Here is a 25628-nt window from a genome sequence, read left to right as displayed (position 1 = left end):
AAAAATAACAGCTACATTATTTGGTGTCTTTCTAACCTGTTCTTCAAATAAATCTATGATGGTCTTATCTTCAGGATAATCTACCTTGGTATCATTGAATTCTACTAATAATTGTAATCTTTCTTTTTCAGATACTAAAGCATATTCTGACAAACAAACTTCAATATTATTTTCTAAATCGACTATAAAACGATTAAAATTCCTGATTAGTAATTCTAATATTATTTCATCTACAAATCCCTCTAAATAATATACTTGAATTTTAAGATCCTGATCTTCATTTATTTTCAAATCAACCAATATTCCATTACAATTAATATCGCTACTAGAATTTATATTAATAGAATAATTAGATAAAAGTCTTAAATCTTCTATACCAATTTTTTTACCTACTACCTCATTATTAGAATCTGAATATTTTATAGTTTCTAAAATTTCAACTTTTATTTTTTGCAGGTACTCTTTGAATGATAATTTTAAATCAAATTGACATGATAATAACAAGGGTATATTTTTATCATTAGAACCAGCTATAAGATAACCATCAAAATCGAGAATTAATTTATTTAGTAGAAAGGTATAAATTGCCGTTACAACAGTATGTTGCGCTATTTTATTTTTATTAGTAAGTTTATTAAAATAATGTAGTTCATTGGCTTTGATAGAAAAGGAAGCAAGACATTTTTGTTCCTTATCCAACACTAAAGCCCTACCTCTATTTACTATCTTTTTCTTCCAGTAGTTAGTATATAAACTTGTTGATTTTAAATCCGAGTTATCCATTTGTTAAAAATTATGCATTATTAATGCGAATATTAATTTTATAATTGCGACAGTATTTCTCTTTTCTTGTAATCGAGGTAAATATGTTATCAGATTTTCGACAACATTATCTCATTAATTTTTTCAAAATAATCAGGATACATAGAATGCATTTTTTTTGAAAGTTCCTCACAGTATATTATACTCTTTTTACAATCTTCACCAAAAAGGTGGATATATTTCCTCTCATTTGGGGCATTCTTGAAATATTCAAAACCTTTTAATTCGTGGTTTAATTTATACTTATCTTTCACTGACATAAAACATTCTACAGAAATATTTTCGGACTGCGACATACAATAAAATAAATGTTGTTCATAGATTGTATTAAATCTTCCTATATTTATTCTATCTAACTTGTCTAGGTTTCTATTTACAAAATTGAAAGCTTCAGAAGTAAAACGCTCAAAAAAAGAGATATTATTCCCTCCAATTATCCCAGCATTATATGCATTTACTTCAGTTTCATTTTTTTTATTTTCAATTAATGATTCTGGGAAAAAAAAATTATTTCTTATTAAATCCTCATACAGTGGTTTATAGAATGAATAACCCATTTCTGAATTTTGAACAATTAAATTTGCATTTTCAATACTATCCGAAAACCTTTCCCCTATGTATATATCACTATCTATATGAAGGAATGGCTCTTGTTGCAAACTATACGCTTTAATTTTTCCCAATGCCCATAAATCTGGATGATAATGATCTATACTGTTCAGTACTAAATGAACTTTTGTATAAGGTAAACCTAAGATATCAATCAGTAATTCCTTTCCTTTTAAATCAGTGTAGAGTTCAACCTCTTTATAAAATTTTTTGAGTTGCAAACAACTGAAAGCCCAACTCATTAAATGATACTTGCTTTCCAGCCAACCACCTGAAAATCTCCCATTATCAGTTTTATTATCTTCATTTAGCATTGGCTTAGTCCACAGACTTTGAATAATTTTCATGAAAATATTTTGAATTAATTAAACTAATTTGCTCTGACTCTTACAATGACCGAGTGCATCTAATAATTTTATTATTGCATCATGATCCTTTAATCTATGATTAGCAACTGTCTTTCCCTTCCCAACTTTAATAGAATACCCATATTTGGGAATTGATTCAAATAATTCTTCATCAGAATCATCATCCCCAGCTGCAAGAATAAAATCATATTTCTTTTTGGACAGCCAGTAGGTAGCTGCATTCCCTTTACCAGTCCCCTTACTTTGAACTGTAAACGTATTTTCTCCAGTAATAAAATCAACTTTATCCGTTATCTTATCATTGTTTTTTAGTTCAGTAATAAGTTCAGTAATTCGTAGTTCCCTAAGCTCAGAACAAGCCATTCTATAATCCCAGACTATTGAAAATGTTTTTATTTCAATCAAGGAATTTGGTAGTTTATCTACATATCGAGATACTGTTTGTGCAACTTGTTTTTTCCAATCTGTATTAAAATCGCCTAATAACTTCCAATCGGACTTTTCTGAAATCCAAGCTCCAAGATCAGCTCCAAAATCGACATTAAGGTGTGCAAACCATTTCCATAGTGTTAGTTTGTCTCGTCCACTTATGATAACAACATCCGTATCCTCTCTACTGGAAAACATTTCAATTGTATCTAAAATTGCTTGTGTTGGCTCTGCTTCAATTCGATTACGATCTATGGGTGAAAGTGTCCCATCATAATCTAGAAAAAATACGGATGATTTTGCCTCCTTATAATGCTGGAGCATATTCTTTTTTTTATCATCTTTAATTCCAATTTTCAATAATGATACCTTTGAGCTATTTACTTCCTGAGTAGTTTGTATAATTTCATTTGCCCATGAACTTACATCATAAGAACTTAGTCTCAAATGCATTCTCTCGTTTCTCAGTTGTATTTCCTTTTTAGACATCGTTAATGCCTTATGTATAGCTGAAGTAATTTCGTCTACAGAAAATGGATTAATTGAGATTGCATCAAATAACTCATTTACTGCTCCAGCTGTTTCACTTAAAATTAAGACCCCTTGATCAGGGCTATTGGCCGCTATAAATTCTTTTGCCATTAAATTCATGCCATCACGCAACGGAGTAACTAATCCAACATCACTAATTCCATATAAAGCACATAGCTCAACAAGGTTTAATTGGGAATATTGATATTCTACAGGGATCCAATTATCTGAACTAAATCTCCCGTTAATTTTACCCACACATTCGTCTATTGCCCTCTTAACTTTTTTATAAGAATCAATTTCTCTTCTAGATGGAGCAATAACAAGCTTTAATATTACTTTTTCAATCCATTCTGGGTATTCCAATAATAAATTATAGTAAGCTTCTAAACGATTAATTATACCTTTTGTATAATCAAGTCTATCTACTGATAAAATTATTTTATAATTTTTTAATCTTTCTTTTGTGATTTTCTTTTTTTGACTGCACGCTTCGCTGATAGAAATTTCTTTTATTGCTTTATAATCTATTCCCATAGGAAAAATATCAATCTTTGAAAATCGATCACCTAGATTAATTATATTTTGTACAGCTTTAAAATTCAGAACCTTTGAAATAGTTTTCTGAAATTCTTGAGCATAGTCTATTGTATGCACACCAATAACATCTGCCCCTAGCAATCCATTAAGGATGGCTTGCTGATTTTCCAAAGGTAATAACCTGAAAATATCATAACTGGGAAAAGGAATATGTAAAAAAAAAGAAATTTTAACATTTGGAAAATCATTCCGAATCATTTGTGGTAGTAACATCAAATGATAATCATGAATCCAAATGAAATCATCTTTCTTTATTTGCTCCTTAATAGTGTTATAGAAAATTACATTTGCCTGTTTATAGCAATCCCATGAGGATTTTTTATAATCTGCAAAGTCTTGAAAATAATGAAACAAAGGCCAAATAACTTTATTACAATACTCTTCATAAAATCCCTTCTGAACTTTCTCGTCTAGAAATATAGGAACATATTTGTAATTCTCTTTGTATTCTCTTTTTATAGCTTCCTGCTCACTTTCAATTATAGATTTTCCTGCCCACCCAATCCATAAATAGTCCTCAAATTCTGAAACCCCAGACTTTATTTTATTGATATAAGATAGAATACCGGTCACTAAACCTCCAATACTTCTTTTAAATCCACTTTTATTTGACCTATCGATAGTTATAGGTAATCTATTGGAAACAATAATTAAGCGCATTTTTATTAAGATTAATTAATACTAATAATTTTTTTTCAACTACTCGAAAAGTAAATTATGAAACATTACATATTATTTGGGTCGTTTTCAAAAGTTTTGAAGTTCACACAGTAAAATTTAAACAAATTAACTTTCTGTTTTAGTTAGTTCTAACACAATTATAGAAAGTATTATTCGTAACAAAAAAAGATCTCAATACTTACAAATCTCTGTATTAATTCATATCGCCATAAACAAATTAAGTCACAGACTAGAAGTTATCCCAAGTAATTTTCAAAATTCTAGTTAGCTAAAACATCTAAAGAAATAGATTTATCCCCCATAATTTCTGATACAAATAGATTTGAATTTTCTGTCAAAATTTCTATGATGCCAACATAAATATTCATTATATTTTCTATATCACTGGCTTGATACGCTTTCAAATTATATTCAACATTAAAATTTAAAGCATTTTTATACTGTGTGGCTTCTAACTTAAAATCAAAATGTCCAGATCCGTTTTGACGGTGCCCTTCATCAAAATTTGTGAGATCAGTTTCATTATGTACAACGAAATTGAAGGAAACCGGTGCTAAAAGATGTAAAGGGGCATCTGTGTCGTTAAGAATTTTTTCATAAGAGTAGAATCTATAATCTGAATTTTCAAATACTTCCTTAGCCACCTGTTCAGCAAAATTTCTGAAAAGCAAGGATTCATTTACCGATATAGGTAAAATTATTTCAGAAGTAAGCCATCCGACGATGGGTTCAAACTCTTCAAATACTCTCGTGGAAAATGGAATATATATCCTGCTATCCTTAACATCTTTTGATTTATAAAAGGCAAGTGATAACATTGCAATAATATTTACAAATAAACTGGATCCATTTAAAGAGGCCATATCCTTAAGTTTACTGAATAGCGGTTCTTTAATAATCATCTTGTATACTGCTCCTTTATCTGCAACCAGATTAACAATGGTACCATACGCATCTTCAAACTGTTTTATACTTTTTCCGTCCGAAAGATTTTGTAATAATTCATCTGTCAAATTTTTTCTATAGGAACATACTTCTTTTGTCTGTATTCTGGAGGATATGCATTTACCTTGGGCATTCTCCTTTTTTGTACGCTCAATACTTTGTAAAATTTTAGATAAATAGTTTTTCTTTGATGCTGACCACTTTTCACTTTTCAAAAACGTATTTACCCACATGGCATAATCTTTATATTGAAATTTAATAGGTGCCAGCGGGGAATCCTTTCCTTTTAAATAGGCATCATAAAGCGTTTGAATTTCATTTTTTAGATTTCTCATGGAAACATCGTCAGAAATTGTATGATTTAAAGTAAAAAGTAGTCCTGACAGTTCTTCAGAATATTTCACAACCTGCAAATAAGCCAAAGGTGCTTTCTCTAAATCAAATTCTGTGTTGCTTGCATTTTGACGAATGGCCATAATCAACTCATCCTTATTTTTCTCACCTGCGACATCGATATATTCTATTGGTATTTTGGAAAAGTTTTTCGTTATATGTTGTTTCAATATGTTTTCTTTCATTTTAAATGAAGTCCTTAAACTTTCATGTCTTTCAAAAATAGTTTGGATTACTTTTTCCAGAATATAAGTGTCTAATTTCTCAAACAGAACATAAAAGGACATATTATATGAATTGTTTACATCCAGGATTCTTCTCCTCATATATTCTTTTTCCTGCTGATGGAAAACATCAAAATATTCCTGGTCAGAAAAATTTTCATACTCTGTAACAGTGGGTTTTTGAAACAATGGAACCTCTCTAATCTTTTCATTGCTCTTTTTATTTATGTACTCTGATATTAGAGAAATTTTACTGTTCGCGAAAAATTGGCTAAAGGAAATTTCTACGTCAAACTCCTTACGGATTTTATTCAACATGCTGGTAGCATTTAGGCTATGGCCGCCAATTTCAAAAAAGTCATAATTTACCCCTATTCTATCTCTTCCTAACGTTTCTTGCCAAATTTTCACAAGTCGTTCCTCTATATCATTGCGTGGAGCTTCATACTCTACTCCACTATTCACTCCAAGATCTGTCGGATCAGGAAGAGATCTCTTATCAATTTTGCCATTTATCATTAATGGCATAATGTCCATTCGGACATAGTGTCCCGGGATCATGTAATCCGGAAGATCTTGACCTAAATGTGTTCTTAAGGTCTTGATGTCGTACTCTTTATTTGATACGAAATATGCAATAAGTTCTGTTACTAAACCGTCTTTTATGTAGGGTAAAACTACTGCATCGGTGATCTCTGGAACGCGAAGTAATACACTTTCAATCTCCCCAACCTCAATGCGATAGCCCCGAACTTTCAACTGATGGTCTTTCCTACCCATATACTCAATACGACCATCAGTGAGCCATCTACCCAAGTCCCCTGTTTTGTATAAACGATCTCCTTTTATAAATGGATTCTTTATGAATTTATCCATGGTCAATTCCGGAAGATTTAAGTAACCACGAGCAAGGCCTGCGCCTCCTATATGCAATTCTCCAGCTACACCTATGGGTTGAGGCAACAATTTATCGTTTAATATATAGATGTATTCATTCTCAAAAGGCTTTCCTATAGAAAGCCTTTTCGTTGATTTAATATCAAGAAAGCTACTCCAAATGGTAGTTTCTGTAGGACCATAAACATTTATAGTCTCTAAATTTATATTTCTGCTCAAGAGATTATACATTTCTTTTGGAAATGCTTCTCCTCCTACCAATAATTTCTGAAGATGCAGAAGAGGTGATTTAAACAATGTATTGGATATCTGTTGTAGTCTCGAAGGCGTAAGCTGCAATACTTCTACCTTGTTTTTTATTATTTCTTCAACAAATAAATCAGAATCAAATAATTTGTCTTCTGATATCAAAATCATTTTCTTTCCTAAACATAATGTTCCAAATATCTCAAGTACTGAGATATCAAAAGTCACGTTTGTTGTGGCTGCAACGATGTCTAAATCTTTAAACCCTAATTGAACATCAATGCGACTTAAAAAAGAAACAACGCTTCTGTGTTCAATCATAACTCCTTTAGGCTTTCCTGTTGATCCTGAAGTATAGATTACGTATGCAAGATTTCGAGATGAAACAAGTACATTGGCTGGCTTATGATCAGAATAAGAAGAAGATACTAAATTGAATTTCTCTAAGAATTCCTGATTTATAATTATCTTACATTTAGTATCTTTTTCAATAAAATCCTGACGTTGCTTTGGGTAATGAAGGTCAATTGGTACATAAGCTGCACCTGATTTTAATATTCCTAACAATGAAATTATCATCCATTCGTCCCGATTTAATTTTATTCCAACTAAATCTTCCAGTTGAATTTCACAATTTTCTAAAAGGTAATTAGCTAATTGATTAGAATTATCATCTAAAAATTTATATGTCAAACACTTACCTTCAACAACTAAAGCTATTTTATTTGGCGTTTTTACAACTTGTTCGTTAAATAAGTCTATTATCGTATTCTCATCCATAAATTTTATATTCTTACTTTTTAAGGCACGATCCTGTCTTTTCGCTTAATTTTACAATAGCACAGTATTCCTTACTTTCGCCCTCATTATACCAGAATTTTACCTAAATTATTATTAAAATAATTTAAATATTCATAATTAATTTTGCTAATGTAAAACGATTATTAAGTAAATCTTTACGGTTTTCCACATTCAGAAGTATTTTTTTCTTATAAAATGTAAAAATCTCATAATACCAATTTATCACAGTATGCAATAGATTAATTTAAAAGCTTTTAGAGAAAAAGAAAAAAAATATTTTTTTTACATATTTCAAAAAAAAAAACATTGAAAAATATAAAAACACCAACCTTACTTGACCGATTACAACGTTTTCGTAATAAAAGATTCATTATTAACATCAAATTCAAAAACAAGCATTAACTATTTGGTATGAATTGTTGCAAAATACCCCTGCTCTTCAAATAAATCTACGATTGTCTTGTCTCTCGGTTAATTTACTTCTGTATTATTGAACTGTAATAATAATTGTAATCTTTCTTTTTCGGATACTATTGCATATTCTGATAAACAAACTTCAATATTATCTTCTAAATCGACTATAAAACGATTAAAGTTCTTGATTAATAATTCTAATATTATTTTATCTACAAATCCCTCTAAATAATATACTTGAATCTTGAAATCCTGATCTTCATTTATTTTCAAATCAACCAATATTCCATTACAATTAATATCGTTACTAGAATTTATATTAATAGAATAATTAGATAAAAGTCTTAAATCTTCTATACCAAGCTTTTCAACTACTGTCTCATTATTGGAATCCGAATATTTTAAAGTTTCTAAAATTTCTACTTTTACTTTTTGCAGGTATTCTTTGAATGATAATTTTAAATCAGATTGACATGATAACAACAAGGGTATATTTTTATCATTAGAACCTGTAACTATATAACCATCAAAATCGAGAATTAATTTATTTAGTAGAAAGGTATAAATAGCTGTAACCACATTATATTGTGCAATTTGATTTTTATTAGTGAGCTTATTAAAATAATGCAGCTCATTAGCTTTGATAGAAATAGAAGAAAGGCATTTTCTTTCATACCCCAACATTAAACTTTTATCTCTATTTAATATCTTTTTTTTTCAATAATTAGTATATAAACTTGTTGATTTTAAATCCGAGTAATCCATTTGTTAAAAATTATGCATGATTAATAGGTAAATAAATAAATGTTGTAATTCTGTATCTTAAAATTACATCATCAATAAAAATTCAAAAAACTATAGAACACTTTCATTTAAAGCTTTAGCCATTCTATTATTTTTTAGAAAGGATAAAATCGCCCTAGTCCAGGCAATACAATCAACTAATATTTTGACAATTGGAAAACTTAAAATTGTGGTGAGTTTCTTTTTATGTTCTGATAATTCGTTTGATGAAAAAAGAACAAAGCTTGCACATGAAAAAAATCCGAACAAGTATATTATCAAGGTCATTGATAAAAAATAATTTATATTTATCGTAGCAATAATAAGTAATGTAAGAGGTAAAAAAATTATAAATAACACAGTAATAAAATCTAATATCACTCTTACTCCTAATATATTTAATTTTAACATTTGCGAGTTATAGTATCCACTTTCTTTAGCCAGAGTTTCAATGTAACCCAGATTCCATCTAACGCGTTGTTTAATTAATTTTCTAAGTGTCAAAGGAGGCCTTGTTAGAGTTAGTACAGAATCAACATATATAACTTTGTATCCTAATTTTAGTCCAATTACTGTAGCTTCTCTGTCTTCACCGTTTCTTAGACCACTATGATTACTATAAATAGTATTTAATATGTCTCGTCTAAAACACGATCCTGCACCTGGCATGACTGGGACACTAAGGTCTTTTCTATGAAAAAAATATAGACTTCTTGCTAAAGAATATTCCAGTTTTTGCCAGTTAAACACAAATCCGGAACCTTCAAATGGAATCATTTTAAAATAGCATCCCATTACATTGGATTCCATCTCGTTAATAACTTTAAATGCCTCATGAAATCCCACTATATCAGTATCAAAGTCTGTTAAGATCACGAAATCATGAGAAATTACTTTACTCACTGAAAATAATGCTCCAACTTTCTGACCATTTGGATTTACTGACGCAGCAAAAAAAGATTTTGGATTTTGGTCTAAGAATAATTTGATTTTTTCCAGACTATCATCAGTTGAGCCATCGTCAATAATTACAACGTCCATATAATCCTTATATGTTTCCGCTATATTCATAAAATATTTTAAACGATTCTCAAGATTACAATTGGAATCTTCGTTAAATTGAGGTACTAATAAAGCAATTCTATTTTGGGTATCAGGAAAATCCCCAATAAATTCAGGTTTTACTATTTTATTTTTCAAAAGAACTTTGTATTAATCTTTAATTACTTGTATCTGTAAACTTATTCCGGCTCCAATATTATATTTGGTTAGCATCGATGTCAATTATTTTTTTAGAACTAAAATCAATATAATCGCGTATGAAATTTTCAATCCCTAAAGAGTCATATCGACTACTATCATAAACTACATTTAGCTGTAGATTATCACCTGAATTAACAAACCATAATTCCATGTCAATTGCCATAATAGGATCTTTATCATCTACAATTTCTCTGTACTCGACATTGGGTCTCTGTACTACATCCTGGTAATCTGATTTATTCAAATAATTTCCTTGAGCATCATCATATTGCATATTAATCTTCCAGAATCCTCCAGTAAGAGATTGGTTAGGAAGTAATTTTTTTTCAATTGAGTCCATTAAAGAAAATGCATGATAATCATTCATGTCATTATTGGATTGTTTAACCTTCTTAACCATACTGATGAAGTCATCTTTTTTATCAAAAATTGTTCTTATCAAAACTGTTTTTGCATAACATCCAATTTGATTTTCAGAAATCTCAAAATTTCTTCCAAATGAATATGTTCCAAATAACATATCGGTTTGATTTGTTTTATGATTAAAATACGCTTTAAAGGAAGTTTGCAAAACGACAAATAAACTGGTAGACTCTTTTTTTGCTATCAATTTCATGTTTTTAAAAAGATCTTCCGGATAATCAAATATTTTGGACTCTTTTATTCTCTCTGCATCTTTATTTGCAACTTTAGTAGTACATGGAATAATTAATTCATCGGGTAAATTAGGATATAAATCATTCCAATAATTGCGATTTGAATCAGCGTTAGTTTCAATAAATTTATTGATTAAATAAAGGTTTTCTTTTAAATGATATTTCACTGTAGGCAACTCTGGCTCTCTGTTTTGTAAAAACGAATTATACGTTACCATAAAATCCCTTAAAAGAATTTGTTTTGAATATATATCCGAAATAACATGATGTATATTGAATGAAATAACAAATTTTTTATCTTCGATTTGAATCAAACGAGCCAAAATTAGAGGCCCAGTACTCAAATCAAATTTGTGTTCGTTAAATCGTCTAATATCTTTTAATTCAGATTCACTGATTTCGTGACCTCTTAGATCGATATATTCAGTACACTCTAAAACACTCTGATTAGATACTTTCATGCAAAACTTCTCATTGATCTTATGAAATGTAGTTCGCAAGCTTTCATTACGATTAATTAGAAACAAAATAGATTTATTAAAGACATCCTTATCAAATTCACCCAAAATTTCATAGCTAAATTTAATCGTACCGTGATCTTTATTCTTTTCCTTATATTCCCGGTCTGCATTATCATCAACCCAGTATTTCTCTGTAGGAGTTATAAAATAATATTCTTCTCCCTCATGAATTATTTTTGTTGCTTCAATTTTATTTTGATCCGGCGACTGTATATTTTCTTTTTTAGAAAAACCTTCAAAATAGGAGATTAAATCCAGCTTATGTAATTTTATCTTACTGATTAAACCGGGACTTATTTCAACACCTTTAGGATATTTGATATAAATCTCTTTATTTTCATAATAAATTTTTCCTCCTTCTTTATTTAGTTCTTTTATTAAATTAAAAGCTTTAACTTCTGTACTATCTATCATGTAAATGTGGTGTGATTTTAATTCTATTATTACAATTTTAAGCTGTCAAATTGATCCGATACAATTTCTTCATTTTCATACATTGTTTCAATAAATTCGGCCAATTCATATACTGTTATAAATCGATATAGTATTTTTAATGAAACGTTTATTTCAAATTCATTATTTATTTTAAATAAAATTCTCGTCATCCTTAAACTATTCCCTCCGAGATCAAAAAAATCATCATGCACACCAATACGGTCACCTACTAAAACATCTTGCCAGATTGCTACTAATCGTTTTTCGGTTTCACTCTTTGGAGCAACATATTCTACTCCGATTTCAAGGCTTAAACCTCCCAGAGACGGCAACATGCGTTTGTCAACTTTTCCACTGTTTGTTAAAGGAATGCATTCCAATCGAACATAATGTCCTGGAATCATGTAATCTGGAAGATCCTGACCTAAATATGTCCGCAAGGTCTTGATGTCGTACTCTTTATTTGATACGAAATATGCAATAATTTCTGTTACTAAATCGTCTTTTATATAGGGTAAAACTACAGCATCAGTAATCTCCGGAATACGAAGTAATACATTTTCGATCTCCCCAACCTCAATGCGATAGCCTCTAACTTTCAACTGATCATCTTTCCTTCCCATGTACTCAATACGACCATCAGGAAGCCATCTCCCTAAATCCCCTGTTTTATATAAATGATCCCCTTCTATAAATGGATTCTTTATGAATTTCTCCATTGTTAACTCCGGAAGATTTAAATAGCCACGAGCAAGACCAGCTCCTCCTATGTATAGCTCTCCAACTACACCAATTGGTTGTGGTATTTCTCTCTCATTTAAAATAAAAATAAATTCATCCTCAAAGGGCTTTCCTATAGAAAGCTTATTAGTTGACTTAATGTTAAGAAAGGTGCTCCAAATTGTAGTTTCTGTAGGTCCATATACATTAACAGTCTCTAAATTTGTATGCTCCTTTAAAAAATTATACATTTCTTTGGGAAATGCTTCCCCACCTACCAATAATTTCTGGAGATGCAAAAGAGGTGATTTAAACAATATATTTGTTAACTGGTGCAATCTAGAAGGCGTTAGTTGCAATACTTCAACTTTGTTATTTTTTATTTCTTGAACAAACATTTCAGGATCAGATAATTTATCTTCTGATATCAAAATCATTTTTTTTCCTAAACATAATGTTCCAAATATCTCAAGTACTGAGATATCAAAAGTCACATTTGTTGTAGCCGCGACAATATTCAAATCTTCAAACCCTAATTGGACATCAATACGGGTTAAAAAGGAGACAACGCTCCTATGTTCTATCATTACTCCCTTAGGTTTTCCCGTAGATCCAGATGTATAAATTACGTATGCAAGATTTCGCGACGAAACAACTACGTTGTCTGGCTGATTTTTAGAGTAAGTAGAAGACACTAAATGAAACTTCTCTAAAAATTCTTCGTTTATAATTGTCTTACATTTTGTATCATTTTCAATAAAATCTTGACGCTGTTTGGGGTAATGAGGATCTATAGGAACATAAGCAGCCCCAGATTTTAGGATACCTAACAATGAAATTATCATCCACTCGTCCCGATTTAATTTTATTCCAACTAAATCCTCCAATTGAATTTCACAATTTTTTAAAAGGTAATTAGCTAATTGATTAGATTTATCATCTAAAATTTTATATGAATAAAACTCGCCTTCAAAAACTAAAGCTACATCATTCGGTCTTTTTACAACATGTTCATTAAATAAATCTAGTATCGTATTTTCACTCATATATTTACATATTCCCAATTTTTGAGTCACAATCTTATCTTTTGTTTAACTTTATAATACATATTAATACTTTATACTTTAATACTCATTATGTTAATATTTTACACAAATCACTACTAATACAACATTAATATTCATAATTGATTTTGCTAATATAAAAGTATTAACAATTAGATATTTACGGTTTTCCACATTCAGGAGTGTTTTTTCTTATAAAATGTAAAAATCGTATTATGATAGTGTATAAAAACACTATAATCTATTAATTTAAAAGGTTTTATAAAAAAAGTTTTTTTTATATATTTCACAAATAAGAACTTAAAACATACGAGTTTTAGCTCTATTGAAACGAATATAACGTTTTCGAAGGTGCTTTTTCTGATGTGTAAAGATTCAATCTCAAAGCTTTTTAACTAATTGATAATTAATTATTGCAAAAGATCGTAACACTGAATTTTGAGTATAGTCTTAATATGGCGTTTCATTATAAATTAAAAAAACAATTTTATTATATATATCAATAATGAAAAACTTAAACTTACTTATTATTAATACTTTAAAAAAGGGGACATGATAAATCTAAGATGTCCACCTTCCTTGTTCCATAAGATTATTAAAAACAAAACTCTTAAACTATTTATTTTGAGATAGAAATAAGTATTTTTTCGATTTATAAAGGAAAATGCTTGATATATATATTAAAAAGAGTATCACTTATTCTAAAAAAGTGACATTTTTGAATTTCATGACAAAATCACGGCAATCGGAGTTTTAACAAAGAATAAATATAGGGAATAAGTGAATTTCAAATTTAAAATTCGAATTCCTCTTTCTCCATCAGATGAAGTTTCTAATGAAACTTAAAAAGTAAAAAGCCTTTAAAAGCTTTTTTTTTACATCAAAGTAATTTCAGCTTTTGCCTTGCTTAAAATTACACGAATACAGTTAAAAGCTGGAAATGTTATTTAGTATAGAAATGAAACAAAAACGGATGAATATTAACTCATCCGTTTTTGTTTTAATCACAAAGAAAACTGACCGCCCCTAACAAAGCGGCAATTTCACTATCATTTGAAATGGAAACCTCAACTTTTAAGTCAGATTTCTGAATTATTTTATTAAATGAAGATAAAAACAAATCGCTTGCATTGGCAATTTTTCCGCCAATAATGATATGATCTGCTGCAAAGTTTTTAATGCATGGAATAACGACTGTGGCCAAATCCTCTCCCATTCTTTCAAATACCTGAATCGCCTGCTGATCTCCGTTTTTTGCTAAACTATAAAGTTCTAAGCCATTATTAAGATCTCTACCATTTAAAGATTTGTAATGTGATAAAAGACCTCTAGCAGATACATAATCTTCGGCTATTCCACCTTTATAAGGCAGATTGTAAATTTCTCCATCAGCAGGAACAGAATTTCCTGAATCCATTGACGTTCCTTTATCAATAAAACAAGCCCCTAGCCCTGTTCCCAATGTTACGGCCATTACTTTTTTAGAAAGGTTTTCCTGCTGTTTAAAAACTTCTCCTTTTCCAAAACAAACAGCATCATTTTCAAAAAGAACTGGAAAATCTGAAGGAAAACCAAGAGTCTCCAAAAGCAATTCTCGAATGTTTAACCCGTAAAAATGTTCGTATTTAGACTGGTCTTTAATCCAACAAATACCCGTTTTATAATCAAATGGTCCAGGCATACAAATCGCTATCCCCGTAATATCTTTAATTTTAGAATTTTCAATTGAGGTGCTGATTACTTTTTTCCAGATATTCATGACCTGATCTGCTGGCATATTCGAATCAAAAGATTCTTTACAAAGCGAAAAATCAAGAACTTTCATTTCTGTTTTATTAATAACCGCAGCAGTAATATGCGTTCCTCCTATATCTAGCCCAATGGCATGTGATGTATTCATTTTTGTTTATTTAGCTTTTTAGTACTAGATATTTTTGTCTTTTAAAATTTGAGGGTAATGCATACTGGTGTGTACAATCATTTCGCCAAATAATGTATTCGCCCAAGCAAACCATTTGCGGGTAAATTTATTCACGTCGTCTTTATGGAACGATTCGTGCATAAATCCTGTATCGGCATTGGTTTTAATTAAATTGCTTATGCAGGCTTTTATTTCTTTTTCGTCTACACTCGTAATGGCTCTCAAAACAATACTCATAGGCCAGATAGTATCAACTCCTGTATGTGGACCGCCAATACCTTCTCCTGCTTTACCTTTATAGAAAAACGGATTATTTTCTGACAGCACTACTTTTCTAGTGTTAAGGTATAAAGGATCATTTGGAGCAATGGCACCTAAATATGGTAACGATAATAACGAAGGAACATTGGCATCGTCCATCATGTGGAAACTGCCGTATCCGTTTACTTCAAAAGCAATAATTTTTCCAAATTTCGGATGATTTATAATTCCGTGTTCGTTAAGACCATTTTGAACCTCATCTCTTAATTTTGTGGCTTTCGCAACTAAATCATTGTCTTTTAAAGCTGGAAGAGAGAAAATCTCGATTAAATATCCTAATATTTCAATAGCAAACATATTGCTCGGAATCAGATAACCGAATAAAGTAGAATCATCGCTTGGTCGGAAAGTTGAAACGATTAATCCGCAAGGTTTTACTGGATAGCCGTAACCGCCCAACGGAACTCCATCTGTCGCCCAAGCTGTTTGACGCTGAAAACTATAAGGCCCGCCTTTTCCATCCATTCGCTGCTGCTCTTTAAAAGTCTGTAGGATTAAAAGCATGGCTTCTTTCCATTTGGCATCAAATAAACTGATATCTCCCGTTTCTTTCCAATATCCATGTGCTAATCGAACAGGATAACACAAACTGTCAATTTCCCACTTTCTTTCATGAATTCCGGGTTGCATTTTGGTAAGGTCATTTTTCCACTCGCTTTCCTTTGTAAAATCTTTATAAAAAGCATTAGCATACGGATCCAACAGAATACATTTCGCTTGACGATTAATAACACCTTTTACCAGTTCTGCCAATTTCGGATCTTCTTTCACAAAAGGAATATATGGCCAAATCTGCGCTGTACTATCTCTAAGCCACATGGCGTCAATATCTCCCGTAATTACATACGTATCTGGTTTTCCGTCAATAATTTCAAAATCGACTGTGGTATCTAATGTATTTGGAAAACAGTTTTCGAATATCCATGCCAATTCTGGATTTGCAATTTGTTTTTTAACACGTACAATAGCGGCTTCAATTGCCTTACTCGTAAATTTTCTTTCGGCAACAGGAGGTCTTTTAGAAACAAAATCTTTTAGCGGAAAGGGAAAAGTATTTGAATTAAATCCGAAAGCTTCTGTTTGAAGTGCCAATAATCCTGCCGAAAAAATGCCTGCGTTTTTTATAAATTTTCTACGTGACTGCATATCTTTTTATTTTGAAGTTGAATAAGAATATGGGTATGCTTCATTTGTTGTGCCTCTTTTAAGATTTGGAGAACTTGTCATGTCAAAATTTAATTCTCCTCCTTTCAATACATCAAAATGATTAATGTAATTTTTTGTATGAACAGCATTATCCCATTTTAATTCGTTGACATACTTATTTGTTTCTGAATTATTTGATGCATTGATAATAAGCTGTTTTCCGTTTTCTAGCTGTAAAGTTGTCTTCTTAAACAAAGGCGCTCCCAAAACATATTCTTCTGTTCCTGGGCAAACTGGATAGAATCCCATGGCTGAGAAAATATACCATGCAGAAGTCTGTCCGTTGTCTTCATCTCCGCAATAACCGTCTGGAGTTGGTTTGTACAAACGATTCATGACTTCTCTTGACCAATATTGTGTTTTCCAAGGTTCGCCAGCATAATTGTATAAATAAATCATGTGCTGAATTGGCTGGTTTCCGTGAGCATATTGCCCCATATTCATAATCTGCATTTCGCGGATTTCGTGAATAACGGCTCCATAATAACTATCATCAAAAACTGGTGGCATGGTAAATACAGCGTCTAATTTTGCCGTGAAATTTTTCTCTCCTCCCATCAAATCAATCAAACCTTGAATGTCGTGAAAAACACTCCAGCTGTAATGCCAGCTGTTTCCTTCGGTAAAAGCATCTCCCCATTTAAACGGATTAAAATTGGCTGGAAAACTGCCGTCTTTATTTCGTCCGCTCATTAATCCGATAGAAGAATTGTATAGATTTTTATAATTCATCATTCGCTTTTCAAACAGATTAATTTCTTTTTTAGGACGATCTAAGGCCTTGGCTAATTTCCAGATTGCAAAATCATCATAAGCATATTCTAATGTTCTTGCCGCGTTTTCATTTATTTTTACGTTATAAGGAATATATCCCAAAGTGTTATAATATTGAACTCCTTTTCTACCAACGGCGTCCATTGGCCCTTCATTATTAGCGCCATGTAGTAAAGCTTCGTACAAAGTATTAATATCATAACCGCGTAATCCTTTCATATAAGCATCTGAAACTACAGAAGCTGAATTATTTCCTACCATGACATTTCTAAAACCTGGGCTTGACCATTCTGGCAGAAATCCGCCTTCTTTGTAATCGTTGATTAATCCTTCCTGCATTTCTTTATTTATTGAAGGATAAACCAAATTTAACAGAGGATATAAGGCGCGGAAAGTATCCCAAAATCCTGTTCCTGCGTAGATATATCCTGAGAGAACTTTTCCGTTGTACGGACTGTAGTGCACAATTTTTCCGTCTTTATCAATTTCATATTGCTTTTGAGGAAAACAAACTGTTCGGTATAAACAAGAATAAAAAGTCTTTAGCTGATCTGCATTAGTGTCTTCAACGGCAATTTTTCCTAGAACTTTATTCCATTCGGCTTTAGACTGCGAAACTGTTTCTTCAAAAGTTGATGTGCCTAATTCGTTTTTCAGATTCAGTTCAGCTTGCTCCTGACTTATAAAAGAAGATGCTACTCGAACATTTACTTTTTCTCCTTTTTGGGTTTTAAATCCAATAACAGCCCCTACATGATTTCCATTTGCTTCTAATTTATCAGCAGTTAGAACTTTATCAATCCAAGTTGAATTGGTTAAAAACTTTTTATCAAAAATCAGCACAAAATAGTTCTTGAAATTTTCAGGAACTCCGCCACTGTTGCGTGCTGTATAACCTATTATTTTATTTTCTGAAGGAATTATTTTGATATACGAACCTTTATCAAAAGCATCGATTACAATAGACGATTTTTCATTTTCAGGAAATGTAATCTGAAAATGCGCTGCTCTTTCTGTTGTTGTAATTTCGGTAGTAACATCATGATCGGCAAGATAAACGTTGTAATAATACGGTTTTGAAATCTCAGCTTTATGGCTGAACCAGCTCGCACGTTCGTCTTCGGCGAAAACCAATTTACCCGTAACTGGCATAATCGAAAACTGACCGTAATCGTTCATCCAAGGCGAAGGCTGATGTGTCTGCTTAAATCCTCTAATTTTTTCTGCGGTATAAGTATATGCCCATCCGTCGCCCATTTTTCCTGTTTGTGGCGTCCAGAAATTCATTCCCCACGGTCTGCAAATTGCAGGATACGTATTTCCGTTTGAAAGATTATGCAAAGACTGCGTTCCCATTAACGGGTTTACATATTCTACAGGATCTAAATTCTGCGCATTTAGAAAAAAGCAGGACTGCACTATTCCTAAAAAAATTAAACTCTTTATTTTCATATCATGTATTGTTGTCTTGCAAGGTTTTTAAAACCTTGTAGGTATTTATTTTTGTGAAATCTGAATCTATAATTTATCGTAAAATAAAATCTTTAGCTATACCTACAAGGTTTTAAAAACCTTGCAGGAAATCCACAGTTCTAAAGTGGCCTATCTTCTTTCTTAACTCCAAATGTAGCTGATGGTTTATTTCCCATATATAGTTTCAACTCTCCCCCTTTTACGATCATTTCTTGTGTGATGTATGATTTTGTATAGGGTTTTCCGTTATATTCTGCTTTTTGGATATAAATGTTTGAAACGCTATTATTAATGGCATTTACAGTAAACGAAATTCCTTTTTTATGATTGATAACCGCTGAATTTACTAATGGACTTCCTAAAACATAAATTCCGTTTGCAGGATTAACCGAATAGAATCCCATAGAAGATAAAACGTACCAAGCCGACATTTGTCCTAAATCTTCATTACCGCACAATCCGTCTGGTTTTGTTGAGTAGAATTTCTCGTCGATTTCTCGAATTAATTTTGCTGTTTTCCAAGGCTGTCCTACGTAAGCATATAAATACGGAATATGATGATTAGGCTCGTTTCCGTGAGCATACTGACCAATTAAACCGCTGATGTCTGGCGAAACATCTTCTCCTTCTACTTTATCAGTTATTAAAAACAAAGAATCCAATTTTGCAATAAATTTATCTTCGCTTCCAAATAAATCAATTAAACCGTACGGATCTTGTGGAACCAGCCAAGTATATTGCCACGCATTTCCCTCCACATAATCGTCTTTGCGATGCGCTGAAGAAAGCGGATTAAATGGTGTTCTCCAATTTCCGTTTGTCAATTTACCACGCATAAAAGTGGTTTCTTTATCAAAATACTGTTTGTACAAATTGGCTCTTTTGGTAAAATAATTATAATCGTCCGTTTTATTTAAAGCTTTTGCCATTAAGGCGATGCAGTAATCATCTATGGCATATTCTAAAGCATTTCCAACAGATTCTAAAAGTTTATCAGCAGGAATATATTCTAATTTCTGAACATAATCCATTCCGTCGCGGGTTTGCATGGCCGTTTTTTTGATGGCCTCGTACGCTAAATTGGTGTCATAATCACGGTATCCTTTTAAATACGCATCGACAATAACGGCTATAGAATGATTTCCGTTCATCGTATTGGTTTCGTTCCCCATCAAATGCCAAACCGGTAATCTTCCTTGTTGCTGATAAATCGCTAAAAATGATTTTACAATATCATTGATTTTTTCAGGCTGTGTAATAGTGTATAATGGATGCAGTCCGCGGTAAGTATCCCATAGCGAAAAAGTAGTGTAATTGGTAAAATTGGCTTTTTCATAAACCTTTTTATCAGTTCCTAAATAATCTCCGTTCGCATCATTAAAAATGGAAGGCGCAAACATAGTATGATACAATGAAGTATAGAAAACTTTCATTGTTTTATCGTCTGCTTTTATCTGAACTTTATTTAACTCCTTGTTCCATTTCGAATCTGCCAATTTTACGACAGCTTCAAAATCCCAATTCGGAATTTCTGCTTTTATATTGGCTGATGCATTTTCTGTGCTTACTGGAGAAATTCCGACTTTTACCAGAATCTGTTTATTTTTTAAGGTTTTGAAATCTAAAACCGCTTTTATTTTTAAGCCTTCTCCTTCTGTTCCTTTAACGACAGCTGTACTGTCATAAACCATCATATTTGTAATTGGCTCAGAGAATTCCATTGCAAAATAAACGCGTTGATCTGCCGCCCATCCTGCCGAATAGCGGTAGCCTTCAATTTTGGTTTCGCTAACTTTTTTAATGAAAGTTTTTACTGGTCTGTCCCAGCCAATTCCGTCTGCTAGATCAATTAAAATGTGTGAATCATTAGCATTTTCAAAAGTATATTTATGAAAACCGACTCTTTCGCTTGCCGTTAATTCGGCTTTGATTTTATATTTATCCAATAAAACACTATAATATCCTGGTTTTACGACTTCGTTTTTATGAGAGAAATACGAACCATAACCGTTTACCATATCTTCTTTTGTTCCTTTGGTCAAACCGACTTTTCCGCTAACAGGCAAAACAAGAATATCATTTAAATCTCCAATTCCAGTTCCGCTCAAATGTGTATGCGTAAAACCTAAAATGGTATTGCTGGCGTAATTGTAACCGCTACACCAGTCCCAGCCTTCAAAAATATTTACCGGACCAAGCTGCACCGCTCCAAAAGGAACATTTGCACCCACAAATACGTGACCATGACCTGCTGAACCAATAAGTGGATCTACATATTGCGTATAATTTACTTCTGCTTGTTTTGCCTTTTTTTGCTGTGAAATTATCGGATTGGCAAAAAGTAAACTCAAAGCCAAAAAACCGCTAAATGCTATTCTCATATATTTTTATTTTTGATTGTGTATGGTTTAAAATAATTAACGCAAATATTTTTTAATTTCTGTATGTTAGACGCACTACAGCGCGTCTCTACGGTCAATTTATAAAACATTATAATAAAGAATGAACCGTAATTTTCATAAGGAGACGCACTGCGGTGCGTCTCTACAAAAAACCTTTGTTCCTTAGAACCTTAGCATCTTAGTACCTTTTAAGAACCTCAAACAAAGAATAAATCTTAATCTCTGGCTTCGTTATTTTTCCTTCAAACGAAATTGTCTTTTCCTCTCCTGCTTTTAGATCAAAATAATTATCGCTCCATTTTCCGTTATAGCCTTTCATTGAAACGCAAACATATTTTGCCATTTTCTGAGCTTTTATCGTTACGTTATTTCCTTTTATTTGCCAACTGATTTTTGGATCTTCTAATGCCAAATCTTTTGGGTGCGTAAAATCCGTTTCTGGTTTTATGTCATCTCTATAGGCTTCTTTTATGGCATACCAAGCCGCTTTTGGCTGTCGGTTGTTGTAATCGGTAATACTCCAGCTTGCTACTGGCCAACAATCATTTAATTGCCAAACTAAAGTCCCCATATTGTAAGGCGCTTTAGCACGATGCGTACCGACAATATTTTTGATGGAATAATAATGCATGCATTGGCTCAAGTACGCATAATCTTCCAGATTCATCTTTTTTATTTTAGAAGCATCGATAAAATATTTAGCGAGATAGGAATCTAATTTTTCAAAACCTTTGCCTGCTTTTAAATGTACTTTTAGTATATCTGAATATAAATTTCGATCTTCTGGTGAAGTAAATTCTTCAATTGAATTATAATTTGGTAAAGACAGCATTCCGTATTCGCTCACAAATCTTCCTGTTTTTTTCTGAACGGCTTCAATATCTTCCAATCCCCACCAAATTCCCCAATAATGGCTATCTCCTTCGGTTACGCTTTTTGCTTTAGACCAATGGTATAATGGCGAAGAGCTTAAATACGGACGTTTCCCATCGACTTCTTTTACCCATTTTGGAATACTGTCATGAAATAAACGTGTATAGTCTTTCCACAAACGGATTGAATCTTGTTTTGAAATTTTGAAACTTTTCATCCAGCCCCAATTTTTAAAGGCTTCATCAGATTCATTGTTTCCGCACCATAAAACAATGCTTGGATGATGGCGCAATCTCTTTACCTGATATTGGACTTCTTTTTTTACATTTTCAAAAAAAGCATCGTCTCCAGGAACCATTGTACCCGCGAACATAAAATCCTGCCAGACATTTATGCCGTATTTATCGCATAAATCGTAGAAATAATCATCTTCATAAATACCTCCGCCCCAAACGCGAAGCATGTTCATATTGGCTTCTTTGGCAGATAAAACTATTTTTTCATATTCTTTTTTGGTCACTTTCGAAAGAAAAGCGTCTGACGGAATATAATTGGCTCCTTTCATGTAGACTGGTCTTCCATCAATTTTAAAATAGAAAGCACGACCAAGACTGTCCTTATCTTGTATCAATTCAATTTTTCTATTTAAAACATACGGTTTCTCAGGTTCTTTTTCGTCGTAAGCTTCAAATCTTGGCGTTTTCCATATTCCGCAAGTGGTGAATTTTGGTCCCCAATCCCAGCCAAAATGGTATTGCGCTTTGCGAACATAGGCGCGCGGATTGTCTGGAATTACGAATGGATAATCTTTTTTAGCCAGCGAATCGACTACATTTTGTGCTGATTGAAATACAATTCTCAAATCATTATTTCCTGACTTCAAGACTTTTTTAACGTCAACACGCCATTGACGGAACATATTATCGGCTTTTAAAACTAGCTGATTATTTACGTAAACGGATGCATAAGTATCTAATCCGTCAAAAACTAATTCTGTGTTTTTCTTTTTCAGCATATTTGCTGTAACCTGAAAAGCAGTTTTGTATTCCCAGTTTTTGCGTTCAATCCATTGCAGTTTTTTTTCATTATCTCTGTAAAATGGATCTGGTATTAATTTGCTGTTGAGCAAATCGGTATGAATTTCTCCCGGAACATTAGCCGAATACCATTTCTGTGTTTTTTCTTCACGATAGGTCCAATTGTCTTTTAAATCAACACTTTGTGCAAAAGCAATTGATGTAAAAGTTGTTACGAACAGACATATTAGCCAATGAAGTTTTTTTTGATAATTCATTTTACGGAGTACTATATTAATACCTTCTAAAATTACTAAAAAAGGTAAGTAATTTGGCAGTTTTAGAGAAGGAAAGAACTGACCGCACCTATTCCTTCTCTTGAGAATTTATTCTTTGTTAGTAACTCTAAAATACAACTAGAAATATCTTCTTTACCACTGCCTTATGCTTTATTTTGATTTTGATGTGGATTGTTTTTAAACTCAAATAATTGAAATAAACTTTAAGTATAGTATTTTGAAATTTTTACAATACAGAAAATAAAATCCATCTTTTTCAGCAGAACCAAATTTGTTTTATGCGAAAAAAAGGGTATTTGAATCTGTAAAATAACTTTTCAAATATTTGCTTCTCAGATCAATCAATTGTATGATTTTAAAAATAAGCCGGGTATGCTCATTACCCGACTTATTTAAACTAACCAACCAATTTAAAAATTATTTATCCCACCAGATTCTTGTGGTCATTAAATCTAAACCTTGACGTTGAATTGCTGCTTTATAATTAGCCTCATTTGTAATAAGTTCTGACTGATCATAAATTAATCTTCTCGGAATTGTTCCTTGAGTTTCTCCAGTTGGATCATTAACAGGAACTAAAACTGGATAGCCCGTTCTTCTGTATTCTGAGAATGCTTCAAAACCATTGAATAACAATACAATCCATTTTTGCGTGATAATTTGTTCAATTTTCTGCGCTTCTGTTCCTGTAGATTTAAATGGATATGTTGTAATGTAAGTGTTGTATTCTGCTGGTGAAACTGGAGACACTTTATCTCCAAAAATGATCAAAATATTCATCGCTGCTCTTACTCCATTTTCATAATAAGTCTGAGCCGATCCGCCAACATTCCATCCTTTTACCGCAGCTTCAGCCAATAAAAACTGAACCTCAGCATAAGACATAATTAATGTTGGAGCATCTAAACGTAATACTGTAGAAGTATTTGGATCTGAGAACAATTTTTTGTCTCCTCCTGGAAATTCTTTTGCATCATTTGCCAAACCTTGCTGACTTGCTGGGTTATTGTCTCCAGTTGCTTCCAATTTTGCATAAATTCTTAAACGAGGATCATTTGTGTTTTTCAACATATCGATAAACGTTTTACTGAATTTAATGTTAGATTCTCCTCCGTTCAAATCGTTTCTAACCCATGAAGATGTAATTGGATTGGTTTTTACTCCTGCAGGACCTGCATCGTGTTTTAAAACCAAACTGTCGTCATTTGTCGTAAAAACTCCTTTTGCATAGGCTTTTTCTACAAATTCTTTTGCTTTTGCAGGATTTACTTTAGACAGACGCATTGCTACTCTTAACATTAAAGAGTTTGCCAGTTTTTTCCATCTTACAACATCGCTTTGGTAATACAAATCGGCGTTTCCAACAAATGGTTTGCTTGGATCAAGTGCAGTTCCAGCCTCGTCCAATTCTTTTAAAAGATCATTGTAAATGGCTTCCTGCGTATCATATTTTGGAGAAAATACGTTTCCGTTGTATCCCTTTCCTGCTTCAAAGTAAGGAACTTCACCATAAGTATCTGTCAATTTTTGGAACAAGAAAACTTTCATGATTCTACATGCTTGAATCATATTTGAGTTCTCTGGCGTATTCTCTACTACAGATAATAATTGGAAAATCTGGTTTAATCCTTTTCCATAAGTTTCTCCAAAAAGCGCGGCAGAATACTCAGAAGAATACGTATATTTTGAACCTGGCCCTCCAAGTGAAGAAAACTGCTGTACAATTTGTGCTGCGTATAAATTGTTTCCTCTTGTGTTAGAAAAATCTTGTCCGTCTACATAAATCTCAGCAAGCGTAAACATTGATTTTACAGCTGGATCTGTTAAAGCATTTGGATTCTTATTCATTTCTTCGAATCCTTTATCGCATGAAGCCAATGTCAAAGCACCAACAATTGCGACACAAAATATTTTGATATATCTATTTTTCATCTTTTTTAA

Annotated in this window: 14 protein-coding genes and 1 pseudogene; all 15 read right to left on the bottom strand. The window is 32.0% G+C overall.

The features are described 5' to 3' along the window. The coding region (locus DM397_RS03575) for a hypothetical protein (RefSeq protein WP_162615455.1) at positions 1 to 783 on the bottom strand (783 nt) is incomplete at its 3' end. 89 nt (positions 784 to 872) lie between these two features. Beyond that, positions 873 to 1778, bottom strand: coding sequence for a DUF6734 family protein (locus DM397_RS03570; RefSeq protein ID WP_111376228.1), 906 nt, complete (start codon positions 1776 to 1778; stop codon positions 873 to 875). 18 nt (positions 1779 to 1796) lie between these two features. Continuing rightward, positions 1797 to 4019, bottom strand: coding sequence for a bifunctional alpha,alpha-trehalose-phosphate synthase (UDP-forming)/trehalose-phosphatase (locus DM397_RS03565; protein WP_111376227.1), 2223 nt, complete (start codon positions 4017 to 4019; stop codon positions 1797 to 1799). A gap of 281 nt (positions 4020 to 4300) precedes the next feature. After that, on the bottom strand, positions 4301 to 6361 hold the full coding sequence (locus DM397_RS24255; RefSeq protein WP_455550115.1) for a condensation domain-containing protein: 2061 nt from the start codon (positions 6359 to 6361) through the stop codon (positions 4301 to 4303). Further along, positions 6338 to 7525, bottom strand: a pseudogene (locus DM397_RS24250) (amino acid adenylation domain-containing protein); the annotation flags it as partial. The pseudogene DM397_RS24250 and the gene DM397_RS24255, both read right to left, overlap by 24 nt. Positions 7526 to 8017: 492 nt before the next feature. Beyond that, the gene (locus tag DM397_RS03555; RefSeq protein WP_111376225.1) at positions 8018 to 8644 is read right to left on the bottom strand and encodes a hypothetical protein; all 627 of its coding nucleotides are present in this window, start codon (positions 8642 to 8644) and stop codon (positions 8018 to 8020) included. A 171-nt stretch (positions 8645 to 8815) separates the two neighbouring features. After that, a complete protein-coding gene (locus DM397_RS03550) occupies positions 8816 to 9943 on the bottom strand; it encodes a glycosyltransferase (protein ID WP_111376224.1) in 1128 nt (375 codons plus the stop codon). A 58-nt stretch (positions 9944 to 10001) separates the two neighbouring features. Further along, a complete protein-coding gene (locus tag DM397_RS03545) occupies positions 10002 to 11597 on the bottom strand; it encodes a condensation domain-containing protein (protein ID WP_111376223.1) in 1596 nt (531 codons plus the stop codon). A gap of 29 nt (positions 11598 to 11626) precedes the next feature. Beyond that, positions 11627 to 13384, bottom strand: a complete 1758-nt coding sequence (locus DM397_RS03540) for a non-ribosomal peptide synthetase (RefSeq protein WP_111376222.1) — start codon at positions 13382 to 13384, stop codon at positions 11627 to 11629. Positions 13385 to 14402: 1018 nt separating this feature from the next. After that, entirely contained in the window at positions 14403 to 15302 is a 900-nt protein-coding gene (locus tag DM397_RS03535; protein ID WP_111376221.1) for an ROK family protein, read from the bottom strand. 24 nt (positions 15303 to 15326) lie between these two features. Next, positions 15327 to 16790: a glycoside hydrolase family 125 protein gene (locus DM397_RS03530; protein ID WP_111376220.1), complete on the bottom strand. Its 1464-nt coding sequence runs from the start codon at positions 16788 to 16790 to the stop codon at positions 15327 to 15329. A 6-nt stretch (positions 16791 to 16796) separates the two neighbouring features. Further along, a complete protein-coding gene (locus DM397_RS03525; protein WP_111376219.1) occupies positions 16797 to 19076 on the bottom strand; it encodes a GH92 family glycosyl hydrolase in 2280 nt (759 codons plus the stop codon). A 140-nt stretch (positions 19077 to 19216) separates the two neighbouring features. After that, complete coding sequence (locus DM397_RS03520; protein WP_111376218.1) at positions 19217 to 21478, bottom strand: GH92 family glycosyl hydrolase; 2262 nt, start codon at positions 21476 to 21478, stop codon at positions 19217 to 19219. Between the two features lie 199 nt (positions 21479 to 21677). Then, positions 21678 to 23666, bottom strand: a complete 1989-nt coding sequence (locus DM397_RS03515) for a beta-mannosidase (RefSeq protein ID WP_111376217.1) — start codon at positions 23664 to 23666, stop codon at positions 21678 to 21680. Between the two features lie 438 nt (positions 23667 to 24104). Next, positions 24105 to 25619 carry a SusD/RagB family nutrient-binding outer membrane lipoprotein gene (locus DM397_RS03510; protein ID WP_111376216.1) on the bottom strand — a complete coding sequence of 505 codons (1515 nt, stop codon included), beginning with the start codon at positions 25617 to 25619 and terminating at the stop codon, positions 24105 to 24107. Between the last annotated feature and the right edge of the window lie 9 nt (positions 25620 to 25628).

It is taken from the genome of Flavobacterium nitrogenifigens (assembly GCF_003254565.1).
In the GTDB taxonomy this organism is placed as follows: Bacteria; Bacteroidota; Bacteroidia; order Flavobacteriales; family Flavobacteriaceae; genus Flavobacterium; species Flavobacterium nitrogenifigens.
Note: the sequence above shows the minus strand (reverse complement) of the source record. Positions and strands in the feature narration are given on the sequence as shown.

Bases quoted from the DNA above. Each gene is read 5' to 3' on its own strand.
- DM397_RS03515 (WP_111376217.1), bottom strand. From the start codon at position 23,666: ATGAATTATCAAAAAAAACTTCATTGGCTAATATGTCTGTTCGTAACA.
- DM397_RS03565 (WP_111376227.1), bottom strand. From the start codon at position 4,019: ATGCGCTTAATTATTGTTTCCAATAGATTACCTATAACTATCGATAGG.
- DM397_RS03530 (WP_111376220.1), bottom strand. From the start codon at position 16,790: ATGCAGTCACGTAGAAAATTTATAAAAAACGCAGGCATTTTTTCGGCA.
- DM397_RS03520 (WP_111376218.1), bottom strand. From the start codon at position 21,478: ATGAGAATAGCATTTAGCGGTTTTTTGGCTTTGAGTTTACTTTTTGCC.
- DM397_RS03535 (WP_111376221.1), bottom strand. From the start codon at position 15,302: ATGAATACATCACATGCCATTGGGCTAGATATAGGAGGAACGCATATT.
- DM397_RS03545 (WP_111376223.1), bottom strand. From the start codon at position 11,597: ATGATAGATAGTACAGAAGTTAAAGCTTTTAATTTAATAAAAGAACTA.
- DM397_RS03510 (WP_111376216.1), bottom strand. From the start codon at position 25,619: ATGAAAAATAGATATATCAAAATATTTTGTGTCGCAATTGTTGGTGCT.
- DM397_RS03570 (WP_111376228.1), bottom strand. From the start codon at position 1,778: ATGAAAATTATTCAAAGTCTGTGGACTAAGCCAATGCTAAATGAAGAT.
- DM397_RS03555 (WP_111376225.1), bottom strand. From the start codon at position 8,644: ATGTTGGGGTATGAAAGAAAATGCCTTTCTTCTATTTCTATCAAAGCT.
- DM397_RS03540 (WP_111376222.1), bottom strand. From the start codon at position 13,384: ATGAGTGAAAATACGATACTAGATTTATTTAATGAACATGTTGTAAAA.
- DM397_RS03525 (WP_111376219.1), bottom strand. From the start codon at position 19,076: ATGAAAATAAAGAGTTTAATTTTTTTAGGAATAGTGCAGTCCTGCTTT.